The organism is Shewanella sp. 3_MG-2023, from assembly GCF_030548765.1.
Taxonomy (GTDB): Bacteria; Pseudomonadota; Gammaproteobacteria; order Enterobacterales; family Shewanellaceae; genus Shewanella.
In genome coordinates this window covers 106107-126523 of the sequence record NZ_JAUOSH010000005.1, presented here as the reverse complement: position 1 = coordinate 126523, position 20417 = coordinate 106107, and the positions used below count along the sequence as shown (strand labels likewise).

The window sequence follows — 20417 nt, the reverse complement described above, 5'->3', positions numbered from 1 at the left end:
GATGATGAAAATGAAATTAAAGGCTGTAAATTTAGTGAATATCAAACGCGTTTTAGTCAGCACTATGCTGTGGTTAGTGATCGCTTGTGCGGTATTATTAGTTGCACCTCAGCACGTGCTTGAGACGCTTTCTTTGTCGGCTCTGGTGTCAGATTATGGCCATTTTATTGGCTTAGGGCTCATTGTTGGTGCCGCTTTTTTCTTAAGCCAATTATTCACCTTTGTGGTTGACGAGTCGATTGGGATTTTAAAAGAAAAACGCGCTGTTGAAACCATAGAAGCCAAAGTTAAGTTACTCGATCCCGCTGAGCGAGCGTTACTGCGAGAGTTCTTTTTACAGGGAGCGACAATTTTGGCGCTACCGCAAAACGAATTGGCAGTTAAAGGTCTAGTGGACAGTAATATTTTAGAGTTAGTGGGTAATGAGCGTCACTATGCGATTCAAGGACCGACTGCTGAGTATAAAATTTCAATGAAAGCGCGTTTGTATTTAAATCGTGAAGTATTGAGATTACCCGCAGGCGAGCCAAGTAAGGAAGAGCTTAATCACCTTATTAAAGCGCGACCACAGTTTGTAAATGGTCTAGTGCAATCTAGAAAGCATGCCGCGTAATCTAAAAATTAGGTTTAATAAACATAAAAATGGGGGCGAAAGCCCCCTAAAGAAACAAATAACAAATAACAAAAATTATAGAAGGAGGGTAGTAACTATTCCTTAGGAGCAGATTTCACAATAAACATCCACATCATGTAAGACATGATCCCCATGGTGCAGAAGATAACAATCATTGACAGCAATCCGATTGCGTTACCAAACATTAAATCTAACCAAAAAGCCATAATCATTATCCTTTCATTGTAAAACTAGCTTTAACATACTATTTTCATTTTTTAACATTTATGATCTTGATCAATAAAGTCAGTGCTTTTTAATGGGGAAGATTTATTAATGTCGATTAGCGCAAATTTACTCTACTTGAATGAGATTTAAGCTATTGAGATTGATTTGATCATTTTGCTTATGAAAGGGCTTGCCATTGTCATTGGCCTAGGTATAATTCCGTCACTCAATTGAGCCAAGCTTGATTGACTACAATATGATGCCAGCGTGATGAAATTGGTATACATGGGGGATTCAAAATATAACGTCTCTAGATGCCAATTGCTCATAAGTATATGAATTATCAGTAATAAAAATACCTTAGTGATGATTTTTATCTTGCAAAGGTTTGCAAAGAATTATAAACTTTGCAAGAAGAAATACAGCTACAATAGCTATGCCTGAGTGGTGGAATTGGTAGACACGTCGGATTCAAAATCCGATTTCGAAAGAAGTGACGGTTCAAGTCCGTCCTCAGGTACCATTATCAACAAAGCAACCTGCCATCGAGCAGGTTTTTTTATGCCTGAAATTTGGCTATGTTAGGCTTCCTCTAAGGTTTAGTGCCGCTTCTATAATCTTTGGTCATCCCTGCTAATGCTGATTGTTATTAAGAGTCTTCTTGTTCATTTTGCCAAATGGTCATCTGGTTAATTATCTATTATCAGCAGTCTCAATTACAACGTAGCAAATATACCATGACGATGGGCTAGGCTGATTAAATGAATGCGATTGCGGGCTCCCAGTAGATCGCGAGCTCTATCAATATGATAATTTACTCCTCTTTCAGTAATGTGAAGTTGTTTAGCTATTTCACGACTACTTGCACCGTCGGCTGTTAATTTTAGTATTTCAATACAAGGCTTAGATAGCACAGCATAATTCGTAATTGGATTAAGTGTGTCTATATGTTCTTGAGCCAGTTCTCGACAAAACTGTTTTAAGATTGGTTTGATCCAATGGGCATCATGTTGCAGCGTATCAGTTAATGCTATTTCACTCGACTTGGAAAACCCTTTAAAAAAGCCAGAATGATTATTGTGTAAATCAATTGTATAACTAAAGCTAGATTGTGCATTTAGGCGTTGCAACTGTTGCTTTACTGCTTGTTGGTAGCGAAGGTTTACGTTGTTTAATGGCCAAGTCAAGAGCTCACTTTCACTACACGGCTTTTGGTTAATAAAAGTACGGTCATGCGCGCTAAATCGTTCATGATATAGCTCCCTAAAACGAAGAACCTCGTTACTGCTGACTGCAAGCGTACGCATATTCTTAATGTTGCCTAACTTTTTAATTAATAGCTTTTCACGCAGGGCATTAGTTGGGACTAAAGAAAAGTAAAAGTGAGTCAATTGCAACGGCGCAACTTTATTTAAGAGCTCTTGGTTAAGCTCCGTCGGGATCATGATTGTCATACAAACCTAAATAGGGGGGAGATCCCCCCTCTAAGAAATAACTAAATACTATTTTAAAGCAGGGTCAACATGGCACGTTAAGCATGACTCAGGTTCTTTAAAGTTTGTGTACTGACCAGTGTAATCCTTACGATTACTGTAAGCGTCACCATGAAGCGATAATGTCTTAGCATGACAGAATCCACAAGTCATAACTTCGCCGTGACTATCTGGCGCACCGTTATTGCCGTGACATTCAGCACAACCCCAAGGGGTCATATCTTCTAGGATGTGACCGTTGCCAGATTCAACGTTATGGCAGCTTGTACAGTCAGGCTGTTGCCAACCAAAGTGGCTATCTGTTAATGGCTGTTTAGCTTTACTTATATCGATAACATTAGATAAGTCAATCATATCTTTTGCATCAACATCACAACCCGATTTAGCTGGTGTGCCGTAGCTAGGACTACCGAAAGCGGCACCAAGGTAATTGATGTATTCTACGTTATATAGAACCATAGCATCGCCTGTTAGATGTGGATCGTTACCGCCGAATGGAGCGTAACCTTGCATGTAAGCAAAGTTAGAACCATCAACTACATCCTCATGCTCTTCACCAAAGCCATAGCCTTTAGCTCTGAAGTAACACTCACCCTCAAACTCCATATCTACGCGATTTGAACACATTACGTAGTTATATAAGTTATGAGATTTATTGGTGTTGTTGTAGTGCTTACGTTCACCGGTATGATGAACAAAACCACAGGCGCCATTATTGGTATAACGTTGATTAATAATGGTGCCATTTGAGTCCACGCCATTAAACTCAATGGCAGTCGCGACATAACCTTGAACGTTGGCGCTGGTTGAAAGCTTAGGCCAGTAGCTCCACTGGATATTTAAACCTTTATCTTTCCAAGCATCTTGCAATGACAACCAAGCGTCAAGCTCTGTGATCACGCCCTCTTTGTACAGGTCTGTTCTCAGGTTGTACGGTTTAACTTCGATATTCTGAAACTCGGCTCTGATGCCTTTATTAAAGATACCATCAATAATTTGGCCTGGTTTAAAGTCAATGACGATTTCAGGGATAATTGTTTTACCGCCATTTTTAGCAAGACGGTCCATTTCAGTTTGATATTTGTTTTCGCGGATTTCCATTTCAGCAGGTTGTGCCTGAATGAAAAGCACGCTCATATCATTTTTGACCGGGAAGAGGTCGGCACGATGGTAAATTTCTTCTTCTTTATAGATGAAATCTACCGCATCACCAGTAACATTGCCGTCTTCATCTTTTTCAGGGCGGATTTCCCAGATATCCACACCCACGAGCATTTTGAAACCAGAATCATCGTTCTTATACTTTTCAGGCTGCAGCATTTCTGGCAGACCATCATACTTAACGCCGTCTTTAGTGATAGAGCGAACCCAGTGGGTTTCAAGCTTAGCATCCCATTCAGTTTCAACATCAAAACCATATTTTTCACCAGCGTAAAGCAGCAAGTCAACGAAAGATCCCCTACCTTCAGCAAACACATCATCACGTAAAGCGTTTAGCTTTACATCCTTCATGTTGATGTCCATTGGCTCGATAATCCATTTGAAATCATCTTCAAATAGCGAGCCATAAGTCGTGTCGTAAGCGCCTTTTGTTTGAGGCATGTTGGCACGATCAGCTTTTTCTTCAGCAGTCCAAGCACGCTCAGCGATAGCGAATCGAATGTTTGAGTAAACTTGCTTCTCTTCTTCAGCTGGAGCGCCGAAAACATTAGCAGGAAGTTGTTGCGACGGTGGGTTAATAGGTGGAGGCGTTGGGCTATCATTATTATCGCTACCACAACCACTGAGGGTGTAGGCTAGCGCCGTAGCACTAAGCCAGCAAAGTGAACGTTTCATCATTATTCCTTGTTATATCCCATTAATGAGACTTTCAGTCTAAGGATGATTGCAGTGGTAAACGCTGGGATATTTAACAGTAGATAATACCGCTGTGATCTATATTTTGTTCTAGAACACAAATCCTAGATTCTCGACATAACCGACACACGCTTGCCCGTCAAAACTTCTAACGGAGTTAAATAGCCAAGTGTTTTCCTCGGCCTCATATTGATTAGTAAGCTCACATCAGCTAAATGCTGCTCAGTAATATCACCAATGCTAGTTCGTTTGGGAAAGTAACGCCTTAATAGCCCATTGCTATTTTCATTTAACCCACGTTGCCAAGATTGATATGGCTTAGCAAAATACGTCTTACATTTTAAACGTTTTGCTATTAATTCATGGGAGGCAAATTCTCCGCCGTTATCAAAAGTAATAGTGTCACACATCTTCTTAAAAGGCTTGAGCAGCTTGATGATAGCCTTTGCAACTTCTGATTTTGTTTTACGCTGTACTCGTTTAAAAAGATAAATCTTAGTTTTTCGCTCTACTAACGAGACAAAGTAGCCATCTGTGGCATGGACGGTATCGGCTTCCCAATGACCTATAGCTTCCTTTAAATCTACTTCATCAGGCCGCTCATCGATATCTACGCGGTTAGGGATAAGCTTTGCACCAGCTTCGCTACCTTTGCGTTGTCGATATTTCTTACCGTGCCTTGGGAGCCTATTGCGCCAACCTTTAGTTCGAATAAGTCGGTAAATAGTATGCATGCTAACGCTATCAGCACGCTTTTCAAGCTTTGTTCTACCCGCTATTTGCTCTGGTGATAAGTCAATCGAGAGTGACGAGTCAACGGTATCAATAACCGACTGAGTTATCTTTGTAAACTTAGTTGCATTCGCACGCAGAGCTGATGCGTCCCGATGAGGGACTTCAGCATTATAATGACCCAATTTACACCTAATAATTTCAATGGAAATTGTCTTATTTGAACGGGTGAGCTTTATCGCTATCTTTCTTGCTGTAAATCCCATGTTCAGAAACGTTTCTATCTGGTATCGTTCCTTAAGAGTCAGCTGTTTGTATTGCTTCACTATGGTGGTAAGCCCCTAGAACAGTAGACACTTCATAGAGTTATAATGAACCAAAAATATGAGGTGTTACATGCGCGGAAAACGATATCCCGACGAGTTCAAAATCGAAGCAGTTAAACAGGTCACAGAGCGTGGTCACTAGATCGCCGATGTGGCAGAAAGATTAGGCGTCACTCCTAAAAGTTTGCACAACTGGATTAACAAGTTTGATAAGCCAGAAAAGCAACACATCACCATTGATAATCAGCAAGACGAAATACGTAAACTGAAAGCGGAGCTACGTCGGGTAACCGAAGAGAGAAATATCCTAAAGGAGGCCGCCGTGTACTTTGCAAGCGAGTCAAAGAAAAGTACACGTTCATAAAGTCCCGGCTCAAGCAATATCCTGTCAGAACCCTGTGTCGAATACTTGATGTTCACCACAGTGGCTTCTATGCCTGGTTAAAGGAGCCTTTGAGTAACCGAGAAGCTGAAGATAAAAGGTTGCTAGGTAAGATTAAGCAATTTTGGCTGGAAAGTGGCTGTGTGTATGGCTATCGAAATATTACATTGGACCTCAAGGATGACGGCGAATCCGTTGGTAAAAATCGAGTTCATCGTATTATGAAAGCAGCTCAGATTAAGGCTGTACGAGGCTATAAGCGTAATCCAAGCTTTGGTGGCGGTGATGTTAGTCATACAGCACCAAACACGCTAAATCGTGGCTTTGATGTCGCTAAGCCTAACAAAGTTTGGGTGACCGATTTTACTTATATTCGCACCCATGAAGGCTGGTTGTATCTAACTGTTGTGATCGACTTATTCTCACGACAAGTTGTCGGTTGGACGATGAAAAGCACACCTAAGGCTGACTTGGTTATTGACGCGCTATTGATGGCTATATGGCGACGGTCTCCGACCGAAAAGGTGCTGATACATTCCGATCAAGGTGTGCAATATACCTGTTCAGATTGGCGTAGCTTTCTTAAAGAACACAACCTTGAAGCTAGTATGAGCCGCAGAGGAAACTGTCATGATAACGCTGTTGCTGAGAGCTTTTTCTCACTCCTAAAGAAAGATAGAGTTAAGCGAAAAGTCTACAAAACCAGAGACGAAGCACGCTCTGAAATATTTAACTATATCGAATATTTCTATAATCCAGTGCGGCATCATGGTAGTAATAACGGACTGTCTCCGATGAAGTTCGAGAAGCAGTATTTCGAGAAACTAGAAAGTGTCTAGATAACTAGGGGCTTACCATAGCTCCATTTTTTTAACGCGGCCTCCAACTCTTTAAGTTTATAAGGTTTGTGTAAAATGTCATTCATGCCTGATTCAACGCACTCAGCGACTTCAGTGGATGTTGTGCCAGCCGTTAGTGCAATTATCGGTTTAGTATAACCCTGTTTACGTAAGTACTTTGTTGTTTGAAATCCATCTAAAATGGGCATACGGCAATCCATTAAAATGATATCAAATTCATTATTTTTTAAGACTTCAAGGGCTAGTTCTCCATTATCAGCGAACTGATAGTTAATGCTAAATTTATCTAGCATCATCCCTAAAATAACTTGATTGGTCTTGATGTCTTCTACGGCTAAAATGCGTAGATGATTGATACTGTGAGTATTCCTGTTTACCTCAATAACACTTTGGTTATTTTCTACGGCAAGTTCAAGGGGAAGCTTAACGGTAAACTCTGTCCCTTTATCAAGGGTACTGACGAAGCTGACCTCACCATTCATCAATTCAATCAACTGCTTACAAATGGATAGCCCTAAACCTGTTCCTTCAAACTTTCTTTGGCTAGAGTTATCGACTTGGGTGAAGGGCTCAAATAAGCTTGCTTGCTTATTTTGGGGGATGCCGCAGCCAGTGTCAGAGATAATAAAAATCAATGACGTGTCTTGCCATGATGTGTGTAGATGAATCGATCCTTGATTGGTAAATTTAACTGAATTGCCGATTAGGTTAATTAGGATTTGTTTAATCCTGTCTGCATCCCCAAGCAGGGTGGTAGGTATTGATTGGTCATTTTCGCAACTGAATGTCAGTCCCTTGGCTTTGATTTTCTCAGTAAAAATTTGTTCTATGGTATCAATTAGGGTTTGCGGGCTGAAAGTGGCTAATTTCAACTCAAGCATACCAGCGTTCATTTTGCTGATATCAAGTAAGTCATTAATAATAACTCGAAGCATTTCTCCCGCTTGATGTACGCTCATGAGTAATTTTTTTTGGTAGCTGGTAATAGAGGTGTCCTCCATGAGCTCCGCTGCCCCAAGTAAGCCATTTAAGGGGGTTCTTAATTCATGGTTAATCATTGCCACAAAGTCACGGGTCGACTTTTCAGAGTGTTCCGCTCTTATTTTTTCCTTAATGGTTTTGTTAAGTAATAATTGGCGCTGAAAAGAGGCACTTATCATATCGGCAATTAAACAGTACTGTTTTTCAATCACGCGATGCCAGCTTTCTTGAGGGCTGGTACGGAAAATAAAATGTAATCGGCCCACTTTTTTAGGTCCAAATTGCAGATATACTACTAGCTCGGTTTTATCTTGATTCCATTGGAAGTTATTTTTCGGGGTTGGAAACTCATCAAAGGTGGTTGCTTCACCGGATTGTAAGTGTTCATTTTCTAATATATCCAAGCTGGAAGACAGCCGGATTGCTTTAATACTGGCAGTATCCATCAGATCTTCAAGTAATTGTTGGATCACCTGCTCACTGGGAGGGACTTGTAATAACTGCGAGTTATAATGTGACAGGGTGGATTCTAATTTATTGATGAAGATCAGCAGTTGTTCATCTTGTTCAGCTTGTTTTTTTGCAACAACTAAAGAGTCTTCCACAAGTAATTTTGCGAAATACAGTTCGGTACTTTTTTCTTCCAATAGCGATTCAGCTGCTTTGCGAATTTTAGTTTCTCGTTGAATCTTTTTCTTAAGCAGTTCTATTGTTTTTTCACTATCCATTTATAAAGCCTAAACTTTGGTCAATGTAAAGCGAACCTGAGAACCGTCCGCTTGAATCGGTTTCATTTGGATATCAATTTTTTCATTATAATATTCAGCGCAGCCTTCAATGAGGCCAAAACAAACATGAGAAAAACAACGGGCAGAAATATAATCTAACACCATGTCATATTCACTGCTTGAAATAAGGTCAAACTTGGGTGGCTTTGCATCGCCGTAAAGCTTTTTAACTTCAAGATGAATATATTCTTCGACTTGGGTAATAAATTGAAAAGTCGAGCTCGAGTTAATTTTAAGCTCTGGCATACTGTCTAGTAAATTAGTGAATACTGATTTACCATATACAGCCTGTAATTCTTCAATACTGATACCTGTTATTTTACTCAAAGAGATAATCAGTTTTACTAAATCCTTATGATCGTAGGTGCCAGCGGAGGTATACACTCCTTCATCTGCATTTTCATCAAGTATTTCTTGGCATACTTCTAAACCAAATGTGCTTTCAACAAGTTCTAAAAACTCAGAAAAAATAATACCCTTCATAATCATCCTTAATTAATGTCTTTGTATTGAGTATAGGCATAAAATGACATTACTCTGCAGTTAATCGCAGTTTTTTAGATAAACAGGAATGTTGTAAAACTATTCTGATACTCGGGCGAACTGATTTCGTCAGCGATGAAACTTAGCAAGGTTAGTTATTATTGGGGTGATTGCTCAGACAAGCTCTGAGTCTTTAATCCTTTCAATCGTGACCTATGTGGAATGGATGCGATCGCGTAAATAAAGTTGAATAATAGTGTTCTTATTTTCAGCTAATGAAAAAGGATGCCAAGGCATCCTTATTTGTTTCATCGGCTATAGAGACTTTAAATTGGCGTTAAGCTTAGAACTTATAATCAATAGCCAAATACACTTGCTGTGTATCATTTAATGAGTAGCTGGCACTATTCGCCCCATTAGATGCGTTTACATCATAATCTTGTTTTAAATAGCGGTAACCCACTTCAGTAGACCAGCTGTTATTAATGTTATACATCAAACCTGTTTGACCGCCCCATACAAAGGTATTTTTAGAGTCAAAGCCACTGTCTTTAATCCCGTTATGCGTCATACCTGCAGTTGCACCAACAAACCAGTTCATTTTATTGCTGTCGCCTAAGGCAACAAGGTAATCATATGATAATAAGAAGGTTTGTTGTCTTGCTATATCATCAGAGTTATAGCCGTAGGTGGCGTATATACGGTTGTTATCATTGAGGTAGTTACCCACTCTAAATTGGTAGCTTATATCTTCTTCTATATTTCTCTGATTACTTTCTGCACTAGATTTCATTTTATAGGTATCTTGCTGATAACCTGCTGCGCCACCCACAAACCAATCTGATGCCATAGCAGGAACTGACATTACCGATGAGATTAAACCCGCTAGAACAAGATGCTTCGTTTTCATTTTTTACTCCAAGTGTAAATAATCACTATTAATAATTTCTCACAGTGTTTTTTTGCTGTTGAGGTCACCATAGTGCGAGCTAGCTGAATCGTTACTGAATAAAATCGTTGCTATTTTCATATCGCTTAGAAGAGTTATGTATTTTTTACCAGGGTAGAACTGGTTTTATCACTGGTTTTTTGCTGGCAATGTTTTGGCTTAAATAGGCTCTGGGAAGCTGCAATCGAATTAATTTTTGAATCGAGGTGCCATATCACATATGACTTAATTATTGGTAGATCACAAATATGAAAGATAGTTATGGGATTGTATGCGCTTTGTCACTTTATTGTTTTTTAGCCCACTTTTGAGGATGATTTTTCATGTATAACCTTGTATGTGGCTAAGTAAGAAAGATAACTAAAATTTAAGCTATAAATTCAGATAATTGAAACATATTTTGAAATTGTATCGATATGATTTTGTCGATAATTAACGCTGTTGTTGAGTTAGCTAATGGCTTAGTTGTCCCAAGTCAGGTTCGAAAACGATAGGGTTTTGCTAAGGAGATTGGCTAATGTTTTATGTTCACATGTTGTTATTGCTTGCAGTGATCTTTGTGGGGATCCGTCATGGCGGGGTCGCATTTGGGTTATTAGGAGGCTTAGGGGTTTCCGTATTAGCGTTTGCTTTCGGAGTCGCCCCCGGTTCACCGCCTGTCAGCGTGATGTTAATTATTTTAGCGGTTGTCGCGGCATCAGCGACGTTAGAAGCAACTGGTGGCCTGAAATTATTGGTTAAGTATGCTGAAAAACTATTAAGAAAACACCCCAATCAAATTACCTTTTTAGGACCATTATGTACTTATTCATTAACTGTGTTAGTGGGTACGGGTCATTCGGTTTATCCATTATTACCGGTTATTTATGACGTGGCCTATAAAAAAGGTATCCGCCCTGAGCGTCCTTTAGCAATGGCTACCGTGGCATCACAAATGGGCATTACAGCCAGCCCAATTGCCGCAGCCGCCGCAGTGGTTATGGCAACGGCAATGGATAATCATCTTGATATTAGCTTAATCAATGTTTTATCTGTCACTATCCCGGCGACTTTAGTGGGCGTATTAGCAGGTTGTGCTTGGAGCTTAAATCGCGGTAAAGATCTTGATAAAGATGAAGACTTTCAAGCGCGTTTAAAAGATGACGAGTTTAAAAACAACTTAATTGACCCAGAAATTGAAACGGATGACCAAGCCCATACTGATACCATAGCTAAAAGAGGTCTAATGCTGTTTTTAGGCGGTATTTTATCTGTGATCATGTTGGCAATGTTCAGCAAAGAATTACTGCCTGAAGGCGTAAAAATGTCGGTAGCCATTCAGTTTATGATGCTATCCGTTGGCGCCATTATTTTACTGGCAACAAAAGTCTCGCCGCAAAAAATCGTTAGCAGCAATGTGTTTACAGCCGGTATGACGGCGGTGGTGATTATCTTTGGTATCGCATGGTTAAGTGACACCATTATTGGCCACCATAAGAATTACTTAGTGAGCTCATTGAGTGATTTAGTTAGTGCTTACCCTTGGTCGTTTGCCATTGCGATGTTTATGGCATCAATATTCTTAAAAAGTCAGGCAGCCGTGCTAACCATTATGTTTCCGCTGGGCTTTGCATTAGGCATTCCTGCCCCTGTGCTGATTGGGGTTATTCCAGCCTGTTATGCTTATTTCTTTTTCCCGTTTTATCCAAGTGATTTAGCGGCAATCAGTTTTGACCGCTCTGGTACCACTAATATTGGTAAGTACGTCCTAAATCACAGCTTTATTGTGCCTGGATTTATTGGGGTGAGTACCGCAACAGTATTAGGCTACTTCCTATCAACAGTGGTGATAAACCATTAGTCTATCGCCAGATTAACTGACAAAAATGCCCAGCAATTGCTGGGCATTTTTGTATCGACAATTCAGTGCTTAAGGCTTAACACCGCGAACGATAGGATTTTGCAGGCTTATCAAGGTTTCTGTCGATTGAATTTCATCGATTGATTGAATGCGGTTAATTAACACGTGCTGTAAGCCATCGATTGATTGGCACATCACTTTGACAAAAACACTGTAATTACCCGTGGTGTAATAGGCTTCTACCACTTCTTCAAGGGCATTGAGTTTGGAGATCGCGGCAGGGTAATCGCCGGCACTTTTTAAGTTAATCCCAATAAAACAGCAAACGTCATAACCTAGAGCTTTGGGGTCTACTGTAATGCGCGCGCCAGTGATAATGCCGGCTTGCTTCATTTTTTCCACTCGTACATGAATGGTGCCGGCACTTACTGCAAAACGCTTTGCCAGCTCTGCAAATGGGGTTCTGGCCTCTTGCATTAATGCTTCTAGGATTTGGTTATCTAGCTGGTCACGCTGAAATGGAGTTTCCATAGTAAAATGCCTAATTAAATTATAATTAGACATTAATTTACGGATAAATGTGATAATTGGCTATCAAAAAGTTCTCATGATTAGTTTTTTACTAAGCACTTATCGTCAATTCTGACTGATATTATTGTGTATCTAAGGGCGTTATAAACGGCACTTCAGCATTAAAGGTTAATGGCGTTTGATGGTAAGGATGCTTTATGGTTAATTCAGCAGCGTGCAATAACAGCCTGTTTGATAGACTTTTGGCCCAAGGATCAGCATAAAAGCCATCACCTAAAATTGGGTGGCCAATTGCCATCATATGTACTCTAAGTTGATGGGACCGCCCTGTAATAGGCGTTAGCTTAACCAGTGTTGATTTTTTCCCATAGCTTACCACTTCAACATGGGTTAAAGACGGTTTCCCCACAAGGTGGTCGACTTTCTGTTTTGGTCTATTAGGCCAGTCACAAATTAAGGGATAATCAACTTGCTTAACGGCCGGACTGACATGGCCTGCGACTCTGGCATAGTATGTTTTGGCGGTTTCACGATCGCGAAATTGCCGTTTCAGTTCACGCTCAGCGTTACGCCTTAACGCCACTACAATGACCCCTGAGGTAGCCATATCAAGTCGATGGACAATGTGTGAATTAGGAAAGCGTTCAAGCACTCGGCTATAGATGCTGTCATGATATTGGGCTTGGCGGCCAGGAATAGACAGCAATCCAGATGGCTTATTCAAAACGATAATATCTTTATCTTCATGAATAATATCTAACCAAGGATCGGTTGGGGGAGTATAGATAAAGTCTGCCATGTGTTGCGCCTAGCCTTAATAGAGAATGCGCGGCAAAGATACCTATCCCTTGGCGTGAGTGCAAGTCATCTGAGCCTATTTAAGAGGGTTATAGCTTTTATACAAAACTTGAACTAATGGTTTATTAAAAAGCTTTTATGAAAATGCATTGCCGTTAACGTGCATGATGGTGAATGTCCACACCACAAAGGCTAGCGGAATATGGACTAAGGCATAAAAACCTTGATCTAAGCGCGATAACCCTTGGGCGTTCCAAATTAAAAACACATGACTGAACACCACTAGCGGAAATAACGCCATTAAAGGGTAAAGTGCAAATGGGCTCGCATCAGCAAAAATACTGTGGCTGAGTAAAGCCCAAAAAACCATAAAACTTGTGGTTAAAGGCGGTGTTGCTAATCGATATTGTTCTGGGTAAGGGAACATTTGTTAACCTTAAGTTTGATGTGTTGTAACCCTAGGTTAACCTTTTATTTCCTTTTTGCCATGTATTACTTTTCTATGAACCACTGAATAATGTCTTAAACCCGCAGGGCCATGGGATACGATGACAGATAATAGGATGATAAAAATAGTAATTTCAGGTTTCCAGTTGGCCATAGGGATAAACAGCAGTAATAGCAGTACTTTAAAAATAGTCAGTACTCCTTTTAGCTGGATAAGCCAGCGCCAATCTCTGATGACTTCCCATGACAATAATGCAAGTCCACTGACCATGGCTAAGATCCAGTAATTGAGCCAAAGTGGTTGCTCTAAGCCAAGAAGAATGCCACCGCCAGCGCCGACTACACCAACAATATGTAATGCTCTCAGGCTGGTTTTTCCTAGACGTTGAATCCAAAACTGAACTTCTGAAACTGCTTGCTGCTGCTTTTTTGACATGTCTATACACATATTCCTGTGAGTAATGTCTCAGCTTAACAAGAAGATCTAAAATGTTCAGCGATCTGTAGCAAAAACTCAATTATTGTTATGCTTTAACCAAACGCTCAATTGCACTGACATAGGTAAAGTCGGGCAATCCATTTTTAATGAGCCAAATAAACAACACAGGAGTTAAGGATGAGAATCGGGTTCTTTAGTGCTAAGCACTACGATATTCAGCATTTTGATGCCATGAATACAGGCTTTAACGCAGAGATTGAATATTTCGATTATCGACTTTGTATGCAAACAGTAAAACTGGCTGATGGTTTTGAAGTGGTTTGTGCTTTTGTCAATGACTCCCTATGTGAAGAGGTATTGGTTGAACTTGCCAATGGCGGTACTAAGATTATCGCCATGCGCTGTGCAGGCTTTAATAATGTTGATTTAGATGCCGCTAAGCGCTTAGGTATCACAGTGGTTAATGTGCCTGCCTATTCGCCAGAGTCTGTGGCTGAACATACCATTGCCTTAATGTTAACCCTAAACCGTAAAATTCATAAAGCTTACCAACGTACTAGAGACGCGAATTTTGCCTTAACTGGCCTGGTGGGCTTTAATATGCAAGGTAAGACCGTTGGAGTGATTGGCACCGGTAAAATTGGTCTTGCTACCATCAAAATATTGCAAGGCTTTGGCTGTAAAGTGGTGGCTTACGATCCGTACCCTAATCCTGCAGTTGAGGCATTAGGCGTTGAGTATATTGACTTAGAAGCACTCTATCCTCAATGTGATGTAATTAGTTTACATTGTCCATTAACACCTGAAAATCATCACCTCTTATCTGCTAAGACATTTGAAAAAATGAAGCCTGGGGTGATGGTGGTTAATACCAGTCGTGGTGGCTTGCTCAATGCCATTGATGCCATGGAAGCGTTAAAAACCGGTAAAATTGGTTCATTGGCGTTAGATGTTTATGAAAATGAAAAAGAGCTGTTTTTCCAAGATAACTCTAATGAAATTATTCAAGATGATGTCTTTAGAAGGCTTTCTGCTTGCCATAATGTTATTTTTACCGGACATCAGGCGTTCTTAACCGTTGAAGCGCTTAATGCGATTGCCCAAACGACCTTGCAAAATGTCACCGACTTGCTTGATGGTCAGCGCTGCGTAAATGAACTCACCAACTAGTGCCGTTGTCGCTCGAGTTTGTAAAGGATTGAGAAAAATCGACTTAACCCAAGCTTAGGTTACTTAACAAGGAATCAGCAATATGATCATTACCAAAGAAGTCCACGATATTGAAACCCCAACAGGTGATATGCGGACTTATGTATATCGCCCAGATGCCCCTGGGCAATTTGCCAGTATCATATTCTACTCTGAGATTTTTCAACAAACTGCGCCTATTGCCAGAAGTGCAGCCATCTTAGCCGGACATGGTTTTGTGGTGTTAGTGCCAGAAGTGTTTCATGAACTGAATCCGCTAGGCACTGTGCTTGAGTATGACGATGTGGGTAAAGATAAGGGCAATGCTGATAAATTTGCTAAGCCCTTAGAGCAACATGATAGCGATACTCAGGCGATTATCGACTTTGCCCGTAGCCAAGCATATTGCAGCTGTAAAGTGGGCGCGATGGGCGTGTGCATAGGTGGCCATTTGGCTTTTCGTGCAGCGTTAAACCCCGATATCAGCGGTGCTTTTTGCTTATATCCCACAGATATCCATTCAAATACCTTGCCCTGTGAGCCAGAGAACGATTCATTAACTCGCTGTGGTGATATTAATGGTGAGCTGGTATTAGTCTTTGGCAAGCAAGATCCTCATGTATCTAAAGCAGGCCGAAAAGCCATTTATCAAAAGTTAGAGCAGCTTGATACCAACTTTAGCTGGTTAGAGGTGAATGCTCAGCATGCCTTTATGCGTGATGAAGGCGAGCGTTATGATGCGGCATTAGCACTGCAAATGTATTTGCAAGCGGTGAGCTTTTTTCAGCGCACCTTAAAGTAAAACCTTGTTAGGATCAGTAAAAAATAAGCCCTGAGTGTTACTCAGGGCTTATTAATTCACGACATAATCGCAAATGAATTATGGCTTAAGCCGCTTGTTGATATTGCGCTAATTCAGCAAGGCTTACTTGAGCCACTAGCATGTCATCAAGATAAAAATCGATATGCTCTTCGCCTTTACTGCCAATCAACTCTTGCTTAGAGCCATCTTCATAAGCCAAGGTCATCACCAGAGTGCGCTCATCCTGTTGACTAATTTGTGCACTTGATAGTTTAACTGGCGCCGTTTTAAAGTCGTCGCTAACGTGCTTATTCATTTTAAAAATAGCATCAGTTGGTAAATCAACTACCGCTTCTTTATCTGTTAATGGGTTAGTCCCGGTCCAGAACTCAATGCTGTTAAATACAAAAAGATCAGCTGTAGCTGCTAAACCATAAACTGGCGACAATAATGCGAATAAACCCGCACGACCATAACGGTTGTCGACAGTATCTAAATTTAACTTAGTGACCATTTGGCTTGTGGCCATTTGTCCCATACAGCCAGATAGTTGGCTACAAGTTACGATCATTGCAGCAGTTGCTAAAAACTTCTTTTTCATTTCATCAATCTCTTATTTTTTTATCAGCTGCGGATTATAGGCATTTCTCCCTTGGAGTATGTGATGGCTGTCACGTCAGTGTGTTGGGTTATTTATGGCTAAGTATCTGAAATGTTGAACTAGTTTGTTTACTGTGTGCAGGTTGGCTAACTGTTGCTATTGCTTGGTTGTTTTTAACGATTGGTGAGCTAAATGTTGGGGTTTTAGGGGCAATAAAAACTGCTTAAAAGATCTATTTATGCGGTATAATTTCGCCGAATATCCTGCCTATAAACCATGAGAACTCCATGTCAGAGTACCAGCAGTTACACCATGTCAGTGACGATATCGGCCCCATCTATGTATTAGATGATGGCGATTTTCGCGTGTTATCTTTTGGTGACAATGACGAGCAGAGTAAAATACTGAAAGCGGCGCCCCATATCCCTCAGCATACCTATGTTCAGGCCATGCTAGCGGTACTGCTATTTAGCAAACCTAAAAGTGCCATCATATTTGGCCTTGGTGGCGGCGGGCTGGTGCATGCACTTAGACGTTTTGATGCCGGGATTAAGCTGACTGCAGTTGAGTTGCGCGCTGATGTGATTGAGATTGCTAAACGCTATTTTCAATTGCCTATTGGCAAAAAGCTTAAAATTGAACTTGATGATGGCGGCACATTTTTAGCCAGAGCTGAACACAAAAAAGTGGATATTATTTTTGCTGATATGTATATCGAGCAAGGGGTTGATGAAAAGCAATTAACCAGCGAGTTCATTGGCACTTGTCATAAAGGCCTTAAAGCGGAAGGTTTTTTAGTGCTTAACTGCTGGAAAGAGCACAGTAAAAGTGAGCTGCTAAAGCAAGTGTTATCAGCGCACTTTGCCAATGTTTATGCCACTTTAACAGGAGGGGGAAATTGGGTGGTTTACGCCAGTAAGCAGCCACATTCTTTTAGCTCAGCTTATAACAAACAGCAGTTGCAGCAATTATCGCAACAGCTTGATTACCCAGTAGGGCGTTCACTGACACGTTTCACTCAATGGGAATAGCTGTTAGCAAATGATAGTGGCACTTGCGGTGCTAGTACTAATAACTAACTAACTAACAAGCAACCGATTAATGACAGCCTTTGCCTCAACAGCCTGGCTATCCTGCTAATTGTTTATTTTTTGCTTTAATTAATAGCCATTGCTCACCTTTACACCAACGAATGCTCGCTTATCGAGCATTTCGATTGCCAAGGTTTATTTAGTGTTCACTTTCTAAAAAATCGATTAGGGTGATAGTTTTTACCCGTTATATTTAATTCTAACTTGTCGCTATTATCTATTCCATCAAACAGATACAGCTACACACTAAATTAGAATTTACTTTAAATATAACGGAGCACACCCATGACTCAATCAATTATTAATTCAACTATCAAGCCATTTTCTGCAACTGCTTTTCACAATGGTGACTTTGTTTCAGTAACTGAACAAGATTTACTGGGCAAATGGTCAGTAGTATTTTTCTATCCAGCTGATTTTACTTTTGTATGTCCTACTGAATTAGGCGACATGGCAGACCATTACGCTAAGTTACAAGAAATGGGTGTTGAAGTTTACTCAGTATCAACAGATACCCACTTCACTCATAAAGCATGGCACTCAAGTTCAGACACTATCGGTAAAATTAACTACCCAATGATTGGTGACCCAACTGGCGCAATTACTCGCAACTTCGGTGTGATGATTGAAGAAGACGGTTTAGCACTTCGTGGTACGTTCGTAATGAACCCGGAAGGCGAAGTCAAAGTTGCTGAAATTCATGACCTAGGTATTGGCCGTAGCGCAGCTGAATTAGTTCGTAAAATTCAAGCAGCACAATATGTTGCATCACATGACGGCGAAGTATGTCCAGCAGCATGGCAGCCAGGTGAAGACACATTAGCACCATCAATTGACCTAGTAGGTAAAATCTAAACCACTGGCGTTAATTCTCTCCAATAGCTGAGTCGCCTCATCCACGGTTCAGCTAAGTTTCATCACACTCCAATCTGCCTGGTTCTTTGTTAATGCTAAATGGGTTTAGCATTTATGAATTAGGCTTTTTTTTGGCTCAACTTCAATACTAGGAGCACACGTATGTTAGATGCGAATATTAAAAATCAACTGAAGACTTATCTGCAAAACCTTAAACGACCAGTTGAACTTGTCGTGTCAGCAGGCGATAGCCCGAAAGCAAAAGAATTGAGCTCTTTAGCCAATGATATTGTTGGCTTATCAAAACTTGTAAGCCTTAAAGAGCAGCAAGGGATCCGAACCCCATCAATGAGTATCATTAACCCAGAACTTGGTAGCAACATTAGCTTTGCTGGTTTACCTATGGGCCATGAATTTACCTCGTTAGTGTTGGCACTACTGCACTCAGGTGGCCACCCAATTAAATTAACCGATGAGGTTATTGGGCAAATTAAAGATCTGCCCGGTGAGTTTAAGTTTGAAACCTACGTATCACTAAGCTGTCAGACATGTCCTGAAGTGGTACAAGCACTGAATATGATGGCAGCGATTAACCCCAATATTACTAACGTGATGATTGATGGTGCATTATTCCAAGATGAGATTAATGACCGTAATATCATGTCAGTACCGACGGTATATATGAATGGCGAGCCATTTTCTGTTGGCGCCATTAGCGTAGTAGAAATTTTAAATAAGTTAGACGTCAATGCTGTAGCACGACAAGCAGAACAACTAAATAATAAACAAAGCTTTGATGTATTAGTGGTTGGTGGTGGCCCTGCAGGCGCATCTGCTGCCATTTACGCGGCGCGTAAAGGCCTGCGCACTGGCATAGTGGCTGATAAGTTTGGCGGTCAAGTGGCAGAAACTGTCGGCATTGAAAACTTTATCTCAGTGTCAAAAACCGAAGGGCCAAAATTAGTTGCCAATCTTGAAGCTCACGTGAAAGATTACGATGTTGATGTCATGGACAACCAACGGGCGCTATCCCTTAAATCGGGTGAGCGTTTTGAAATCGAACTTGAAAGCGGCGCGATTTTATCAAGTAAGACCATATTGTTAGCAACCGGCGCGCGCTGGCGTGAAATGAACGTCCCTGGTGAGCAAGAATACCGCGGCAGCGGCGTAGCCTATTGCCCACATTGTGATGGGCCGTTATTTAAAGGTAAGCGCGTCGCTGTGATTGGCGGCGGTAATTCTGGTATTGAAGCGGCTATCGATTTAGCGAATATCGTTGAGCACGTTACTGTACTTGAGTTTGATACTAGCCTTCGCGCTGATGAAGTTTTGCAGCGCAAAGCCAACTCAATGGGTAATATCACCATCATCACTGAAGCGATGACCACAGAAGTGCTAGGTGATGGCAAACGCGTTACCGGGCTCACTTATACCGATCGCAGTACTAACGAATCGCATAATGTCGCGCTTGAAGGGATTTTCGTTCAAATTGGTTTAGTGCCAAATACTGAATGGTTAAAAGACACTGTAGAGTTAACTAATCGTGGTGAAATTATTGTTGATGGCAAAGGCCAAACTTCCATACCAGGGGTATTTGCCGCAGGTGATGTCACTAACTCAGCCTATAAACAAATCATTATTGCCATGGGTAGCGGCGCGACTGCCTCACTCGGTGCCTTTGATTATCTGATTAGACACAGTGAAGCTGACATGTCAGCGGCTGAGCAAGTTGAGCTTGAGTCTGAAAAAACTGAGACAGAAGCGGCTTAATTAGTCGCAATGACAGTGTTGTAACGAAAACGAATCACTTTGTTCGTGCTCTTAATCGAAAAGCGCTGATAGAAAAGCGTTTATAAAGTGCTTAACGCATTATTGAATTTTGACAAAAAGCCAGCTTATTTAAATAAGCTGGCTTTTTTTGTGTTTAGCGCTGTTAAAAATAACGCACTGGAATGGTTATTAAAGGGGGCTCCTGAATCAGTGAAAAGGGGGGGAGCTGCTGACTAATAGTGAAATTTTATTTGGTTATATTCATTTTTAACGCCATCGCAAAGGTGGTTTTTTTATCTCTGAATCAGCTTATCCGCCTTAGCCTCGCATAAAACCTAAGTGATATCCCACAACTTCATGCTG

The 20417-nt window shown here is 40.9% G+C and carries 19 protein-coding genes, 1 tRNA gene and 1 pseudogene; 9 read left to right on the top strand and 12 right to left on the bottom strand.

What is annotated here, in order from left to right:
- Window position 1 precedes the first annotated feature (1 nt).
- Window positions 2-613 (top strand): superinfection exclusion B family protein, encoded by a 612-nt coding sequence (locus Q4591_RS04480; protein WP_102436678.1) that lies wholly within the window; start codon window positions 2-4, stop codon window positions 611-613.
- Between the two features lie 95 nt (window positions 614-708).
- On the opposite strand, the gene Q4591_RS04475 is transcribed toward Q4591_RS04480, so the two are convergent.
- Window positions 709-840: a DUF3149 domain-containing protein gene (locus tag Q4591_RS04475; protein ID WP_076540587.1), complete on the bottom strand. Its 132-nt coding sequence runs from the start codon at window positions 838-840 to the stop codon at window positions 709-711.
- Window positions 841-1279: 439 nt separating this feature from the next.
- Between Q4591_RS04475 and Q4591_RS04470 the strand changes: the two genes are divergently transcribed.
- A tRNA-Leu gene (locus tag Q4591_RS04470) sits at window positions 1280-1364 on the top strand.
- Window positions 1365-1557: 193 nt separating this feature from the next.
- Here Q4591_RS04470 and Q4591_RS04465 read toward each other — a convergent pair.
- The 3 genes from Q4591_RS04465 to Q4591_RS04455 form a co-directional block, all read right to left on the bottom strand.
- The gene (locus Q4591_RS04465) at window positions 1558-2295 is read right to left on the bottom strand and encodes a response regulator transcription factor (protein WP_303459601.1); all 738 of its coding nucleotides are present in this window, start codon (window positions 2293-2295) and stop codon (window positions 1558-1560) included.
- 48 nt (window positions 2296-2343) lie between these two features.
- Window positions 2344-4173 carry a cytochrome c3 family protein gene (locus tag Q4591_RS04460; protein ID WP_303459599.1) on the bottom strand — a complete coding sequence of 610 codons (1830 nt, stop codon included), beginning with the start codon at window positions 4171-4173 and terminating at the stop codon, window positions 2344-2346.
- A gap of 122 nt (window positions 4174-4295) precedes the next feature.
- The gene (locus Q4591_RS04455) at window positions 4296-5249 is read right to left on the bottom strand and encodes an IS30 family transposase (RefSeq protein WP_303459596.1); all 954 of its coding nucleotides are present in this window, start codon (window positions 5247-5249) and stop codon (window positions 4296-4298) included.
- Window positions 5250-5319: 70 nt separating this feature from the next.
- On the opposite strand from Q4591_RS04455, the pseudogene Q4591_RS04450 reads away from it, so the two are divergent.
- Window positions 5320-6470 (top strand): annotated as a pseudogene (locus Q4591_RS04450) (IS3 family transposase).
- Here Q4591_RS04450 and Q4591_RS04445 read toward each other — a convergent pair.
- The 3 genes from Q4591_RS04445 to Q4591_RS04435 all read right to left on the bottom strand — a co-directional run bounded on the left by Q4591_RS04445 (window position 6467) and on the right by Q4591_RS04435 (window position 9653).
- Window positions 6467-8200, bottom strand: a complete 1734-nt coding sequence (locus Q4591_RS04445; RefSeq protein WP_303459592.1) for an ATP-binding protein — start codon at window positions 8198-8200, stop codon at window positions 6467-6469. The pseudogene Q4591_RS04450 and the gene Q4591_RS04445 overlap by 4 nt on opposite strands.
- Window positions 8201-8209: 9 nt before the next feature.
- The gene (locus Q4591_RS04440) at window positions 8210-8743 is read right to left on the bottom strand and encodes a heme NO-binding domain-containing protein (protein ID WP_102436682.1); all 534 of its coding nucleotides are present in this window, start codon (window positions 8741-8743) and stop codon (window positions 8210-8212) included.
- Window positions 8744-9086: 343 nt separating this feature from the next.
- Window positions 9087-9653, bottom strand: coding sequence for an outer membrane beta-barrel protein (locus Q4591_RS04435; RefSeq protein WP_303459589.1), 567 nt, complete (start codon window positions 9651-9653; stop codon window positions 9087-9089).
- Window positions 9654-10209: 556 nt separating this feature from the next.
- Between Q4591_RS04435 and Q4591_RS04430 the strand changes: the two genes are divergently transcribed.
- Window positions 10210-11532: an anaerobic C4-dicarboxylate transporter gene (locus Q4591_RS04430; protein WP_303459586.1), complete on the top strand. Its 1323-nt coding sequence runs from the start codon at window positions 10210-10212 to the stop codon at window positions 11530-11532.
- A 69-nt stretch (window positions 11533-11601) separates the two neighbouring features.
- Here Q4591_RS04430 and asnC read toward each other — a convergent pair whose 3' ends face one another.
- From asnC to Q4591_RS04410, 4 genes are all read right to left on the bottom strand, one after another.
- Complete coding sequence (gene asnC, locus Q4591_RS04425; RefSeq protein WP_076540553.1) at window positions 11602-12063, bottom strand: transcriptional regulator AsnC; 462 nt, start codon at window positions 12061-12063, stop codon at window positions 11602-11604.
- Window positions 12064-12184: 121 nt separating this feature from the next.
- On the bottom strand, window positions 12185-12862 hold the full coding sequence (gene rluA / locus Q4591_RS04420) for a bifunctional tRNA pseudouridine(32) synthase/23S rRNA pseudouridine(746) synthase RluA (RefSeq protein ID WP_102436688.1): 678 nt from the start codon (window positions 12860-12862) through the stop codon (window positions 12185-12187).
- A gap of 135 nt (window positions 12863-12997) precedes the next feature.
- The gene (locus Q4591_RS04415; protein ID WP_102436690.1) at window positions 12998-13288 is read right to left on the bottom strand and encodes a hypothetical protein; all 291 of its coding nucleotides are present in this window, start codon (window positions 13286-13288) and stop codon (window positions 12998-13000) included.
- A 36-nt stretch (window positions 13289-13324) separates the two neighbouring features.
- Complete coding sequence (locus Q4591_RS04410; protein WP_102436692.1) at window positions 13325-13744, bottom strand: hypothetical protein; 420 nt, start codon at window positions 13742-13744, stop codon at window positions 13325-13327.
- A 180-nt stretch (window positions 13745-13924) separates the two neighbouring features.
- Here Q4591_RS04410 and Q4591_RS04405 point away from each other — a divergent pair, with 180 nt between their 5' ends.
- Together Q4591_RS04405 and Q4591_RS04400 are read left to right on the top strand one after the other, a co-directional pair.
- The gene (locus Q4591_RS04405; protein ID WP_102475350.1) at window positions 13925-14917 is read left to right on the top strand and encodes a 2-hydroxyacid dehydrogenase; all 993 of its coding nucleotides are present in this window, start codon (window positions 13925-13927) and stop codon (window positions 14915-14917) included.
- An 82-nt stretch (window positions 14918-14999) separates the two neighbouring features.
- On the top strand, window positions 15000-15737 hold the full coding sequence (locus Q4591_RS04400; protein WP_102436696.1) for a dienelactone hydrolase family protein: 738 nt from the start codon (window positions 15000-15002) through the stop codon (window positions 15735-15737).
- Window positions 15738-15822: 85 nt separating this feature from the next.
- Here the strand turns inward: Q4591_RS04400 and Q4591_RS04395 are convergent, their stop codons facing one another.
- Window positions 15823-16338, bottom strand: coding sequence for a DUF3332 domain-containing protein (locus Q4591_RS04395; RefSeq protein ID WP_102436698.1), 516 nt, complete (start codon window positions 16336-16338; stop codon window positions 15823-15825).
- Between the two features lie 287 nt (window positions 16339-16625).
- Between Q4591_RS04395 and Q4591_RS04390 the strand changes: the two genes are divergently transcribed.
- From Q4591_RS04390 to ahpF, 3 genes are all read left to right on the top strand, one after another.
- Window positions 16626-17369 (top strand): spermidine synthase, encoded by a 744-nt coding sequence (locus Q4591_RS04390; RefSeq protein WP_102436700.1) that lies wholly within the window; start codon window positions 16626-16628, stop codon window positions 17367-17369.
- Between the two features lie 345 nt (window positions 17370-17714).
- Window positions 17715-18284 (top strand): alkyl hydroperoxide reductase subunit C, encoded by a 570-nt coding sequence (gene ahpC / locus Q4591_RS04385; protein ID WP_076540540.1) that lies wholly within the window; start codon window positions 17715-17717, stop codon window positions 18282-18284.
- Between the two features lie 162 nt (window positions 18285-18446).
- Window positions 18447-20054, top strand: coding sequence for an alkyl hydroperoxide reductase subunit F (gene ahpF, locus Q4591_RS04380; RefSeq protein ID WP_303459581.1), 1608 nt, complete (start codon window positions 18447-18449; stop codon window positions 20052-20054).
- Window positions 20055-20417: the final 363 nt, after the last annotated feature.

What these genes read in the sequence shown, in the direction of transcription:
- Q4591_RS04480 (WP_102436678.1), top strand. Translation starts at nt 2, where the DNA reads ATGATGAAAATGAAATTAAAGGCTGTAAATTTAGTGAATATCAAACGC.
- Q4591_RS04475 (WP_076540587.1), bottom strand. Translation starts at nt 840, where the DNA reads ATGGCTTTTTGGTTAGATTTAATGTTTGGTAACGCAATCGGATTGCTG.
- Q4591_RS04465 (WP_303459601.1), bottom strand. Translation starts at nt 2,295, where the DNA reads ATGACAATCATGATCCCGACGGAGCTTAACCAAGAGCTCTTAAATAAA.
- Q4591_RS04460 (WP_303459599.1), bottom strand. Translation starts at nt 4,173, where the DNA reads ATGATGAAACGTTCACTTTGCTGGCTTAGTGCTACGGCGCTAGCCTAC.
- Q4591_RS04445 (WP_303459592.1), bottom strand. Translation starts at nt 8,200, where the DNA reads ATGGATAGTGAAAAAACAATAGAACTGCTTAAGAAAAAGATTCAACGA.
- Q4591_RS04440 (WP_102436682.1), bottom strand. Translation starts at nt 8,743, where the DNA reads ATGAAGGGTATTATTTTTTCTGAGTTTTTAGAACTTGTTGAAAGCACA.
- Q4591_RS04435 (WP_303459589.1), bottom strand. Translation starts at nt 9,653, where the DNA reads ATGAAAACGAAGCATCTTGTTCTAGCGGGTTTAATCTCATCGGTAATG.
- Q4591_RS04430 (WP_303459586.1), top strand. Translation starts at nt 10,210, where the DNA reads ATGTTTTATGTTCACATGTTGTTATTGCTTGCAGTGATCTTTGTGGGG.
- asnC (WP_076540553.1), bottom strand. Translation starts at nt 12,063, where the DNA reads ATGGAAACTCCATTTCAGCGTGACCAGCTAGATAACCAAATCCTAGAA.
- rluA (WP_102436688.1), bottom strand. Translation starts at nt 12,862, where the DNA reads ATGGCAGACTTTATCTATACTCCCCCAACCGATCCTTGGTTAGATATT.
- Q4591_RS04415 (WP_102436690.1), bottom strand. Translation starts at nt 13,288, where the DNA reads ATGTTCCCTTACCCAGAACAATATCGATTAGCAACACCGCCTTTAACC.
- Q4591_RS04410 (WP_102436692.1), bottom strand. Translation starts at nt 13,744, where the DNA reads ATGTCAAAAAAGCAGCAGCAAGCAGTTTCAGAAGTTCAGTTTTGGATT.
- Q4591_RS04405 (WP_102475350.1), top strand. Translation starts at nt 13,925, where the DNA reads ATGAGAATCGGGTTCTTTAGTGCTAAGCACTACGATATTCAGCATTTT.
- Q4591_RS04400 (WP_102436696.1), top strand. Translation starts at nt 15,000, where the DNA reads ATGATCATTACCAAAGAAGTCCACGATATTGAAACCCCAACAGGTGAT.
- Q4591_RS04395 (WP_102436698.1), bottom strand. Translation starts at nt 16,338, where the DNA reads ATGAAAAAGAAGTTTTTAGCAACTGCTGCAATGATCGTAACTTGTAGC.
- Q4591_RS04390 (WP_102436700.1), top strand. Translation starts at nt 16,626, where the DNA reads ATGTCAGAGTACCAGCAGTTACACCATGTCAGTGACGATATCGGCCCC.
- ahpC (WP_076540540.1), top strand. Translation starts at nt 17,715, where the DNA reads ATGACTCAATCAATTATTAATTCAACTATCAAGCCATTTTCTGCAACT.
- ahpF (WP_303459581.1), top strand. Translation starts at nt 18,447, where the DNA reads ATGTTAGATGCGAATATTAAAAATCAACTGAAGACTTATCTGCAAAAC.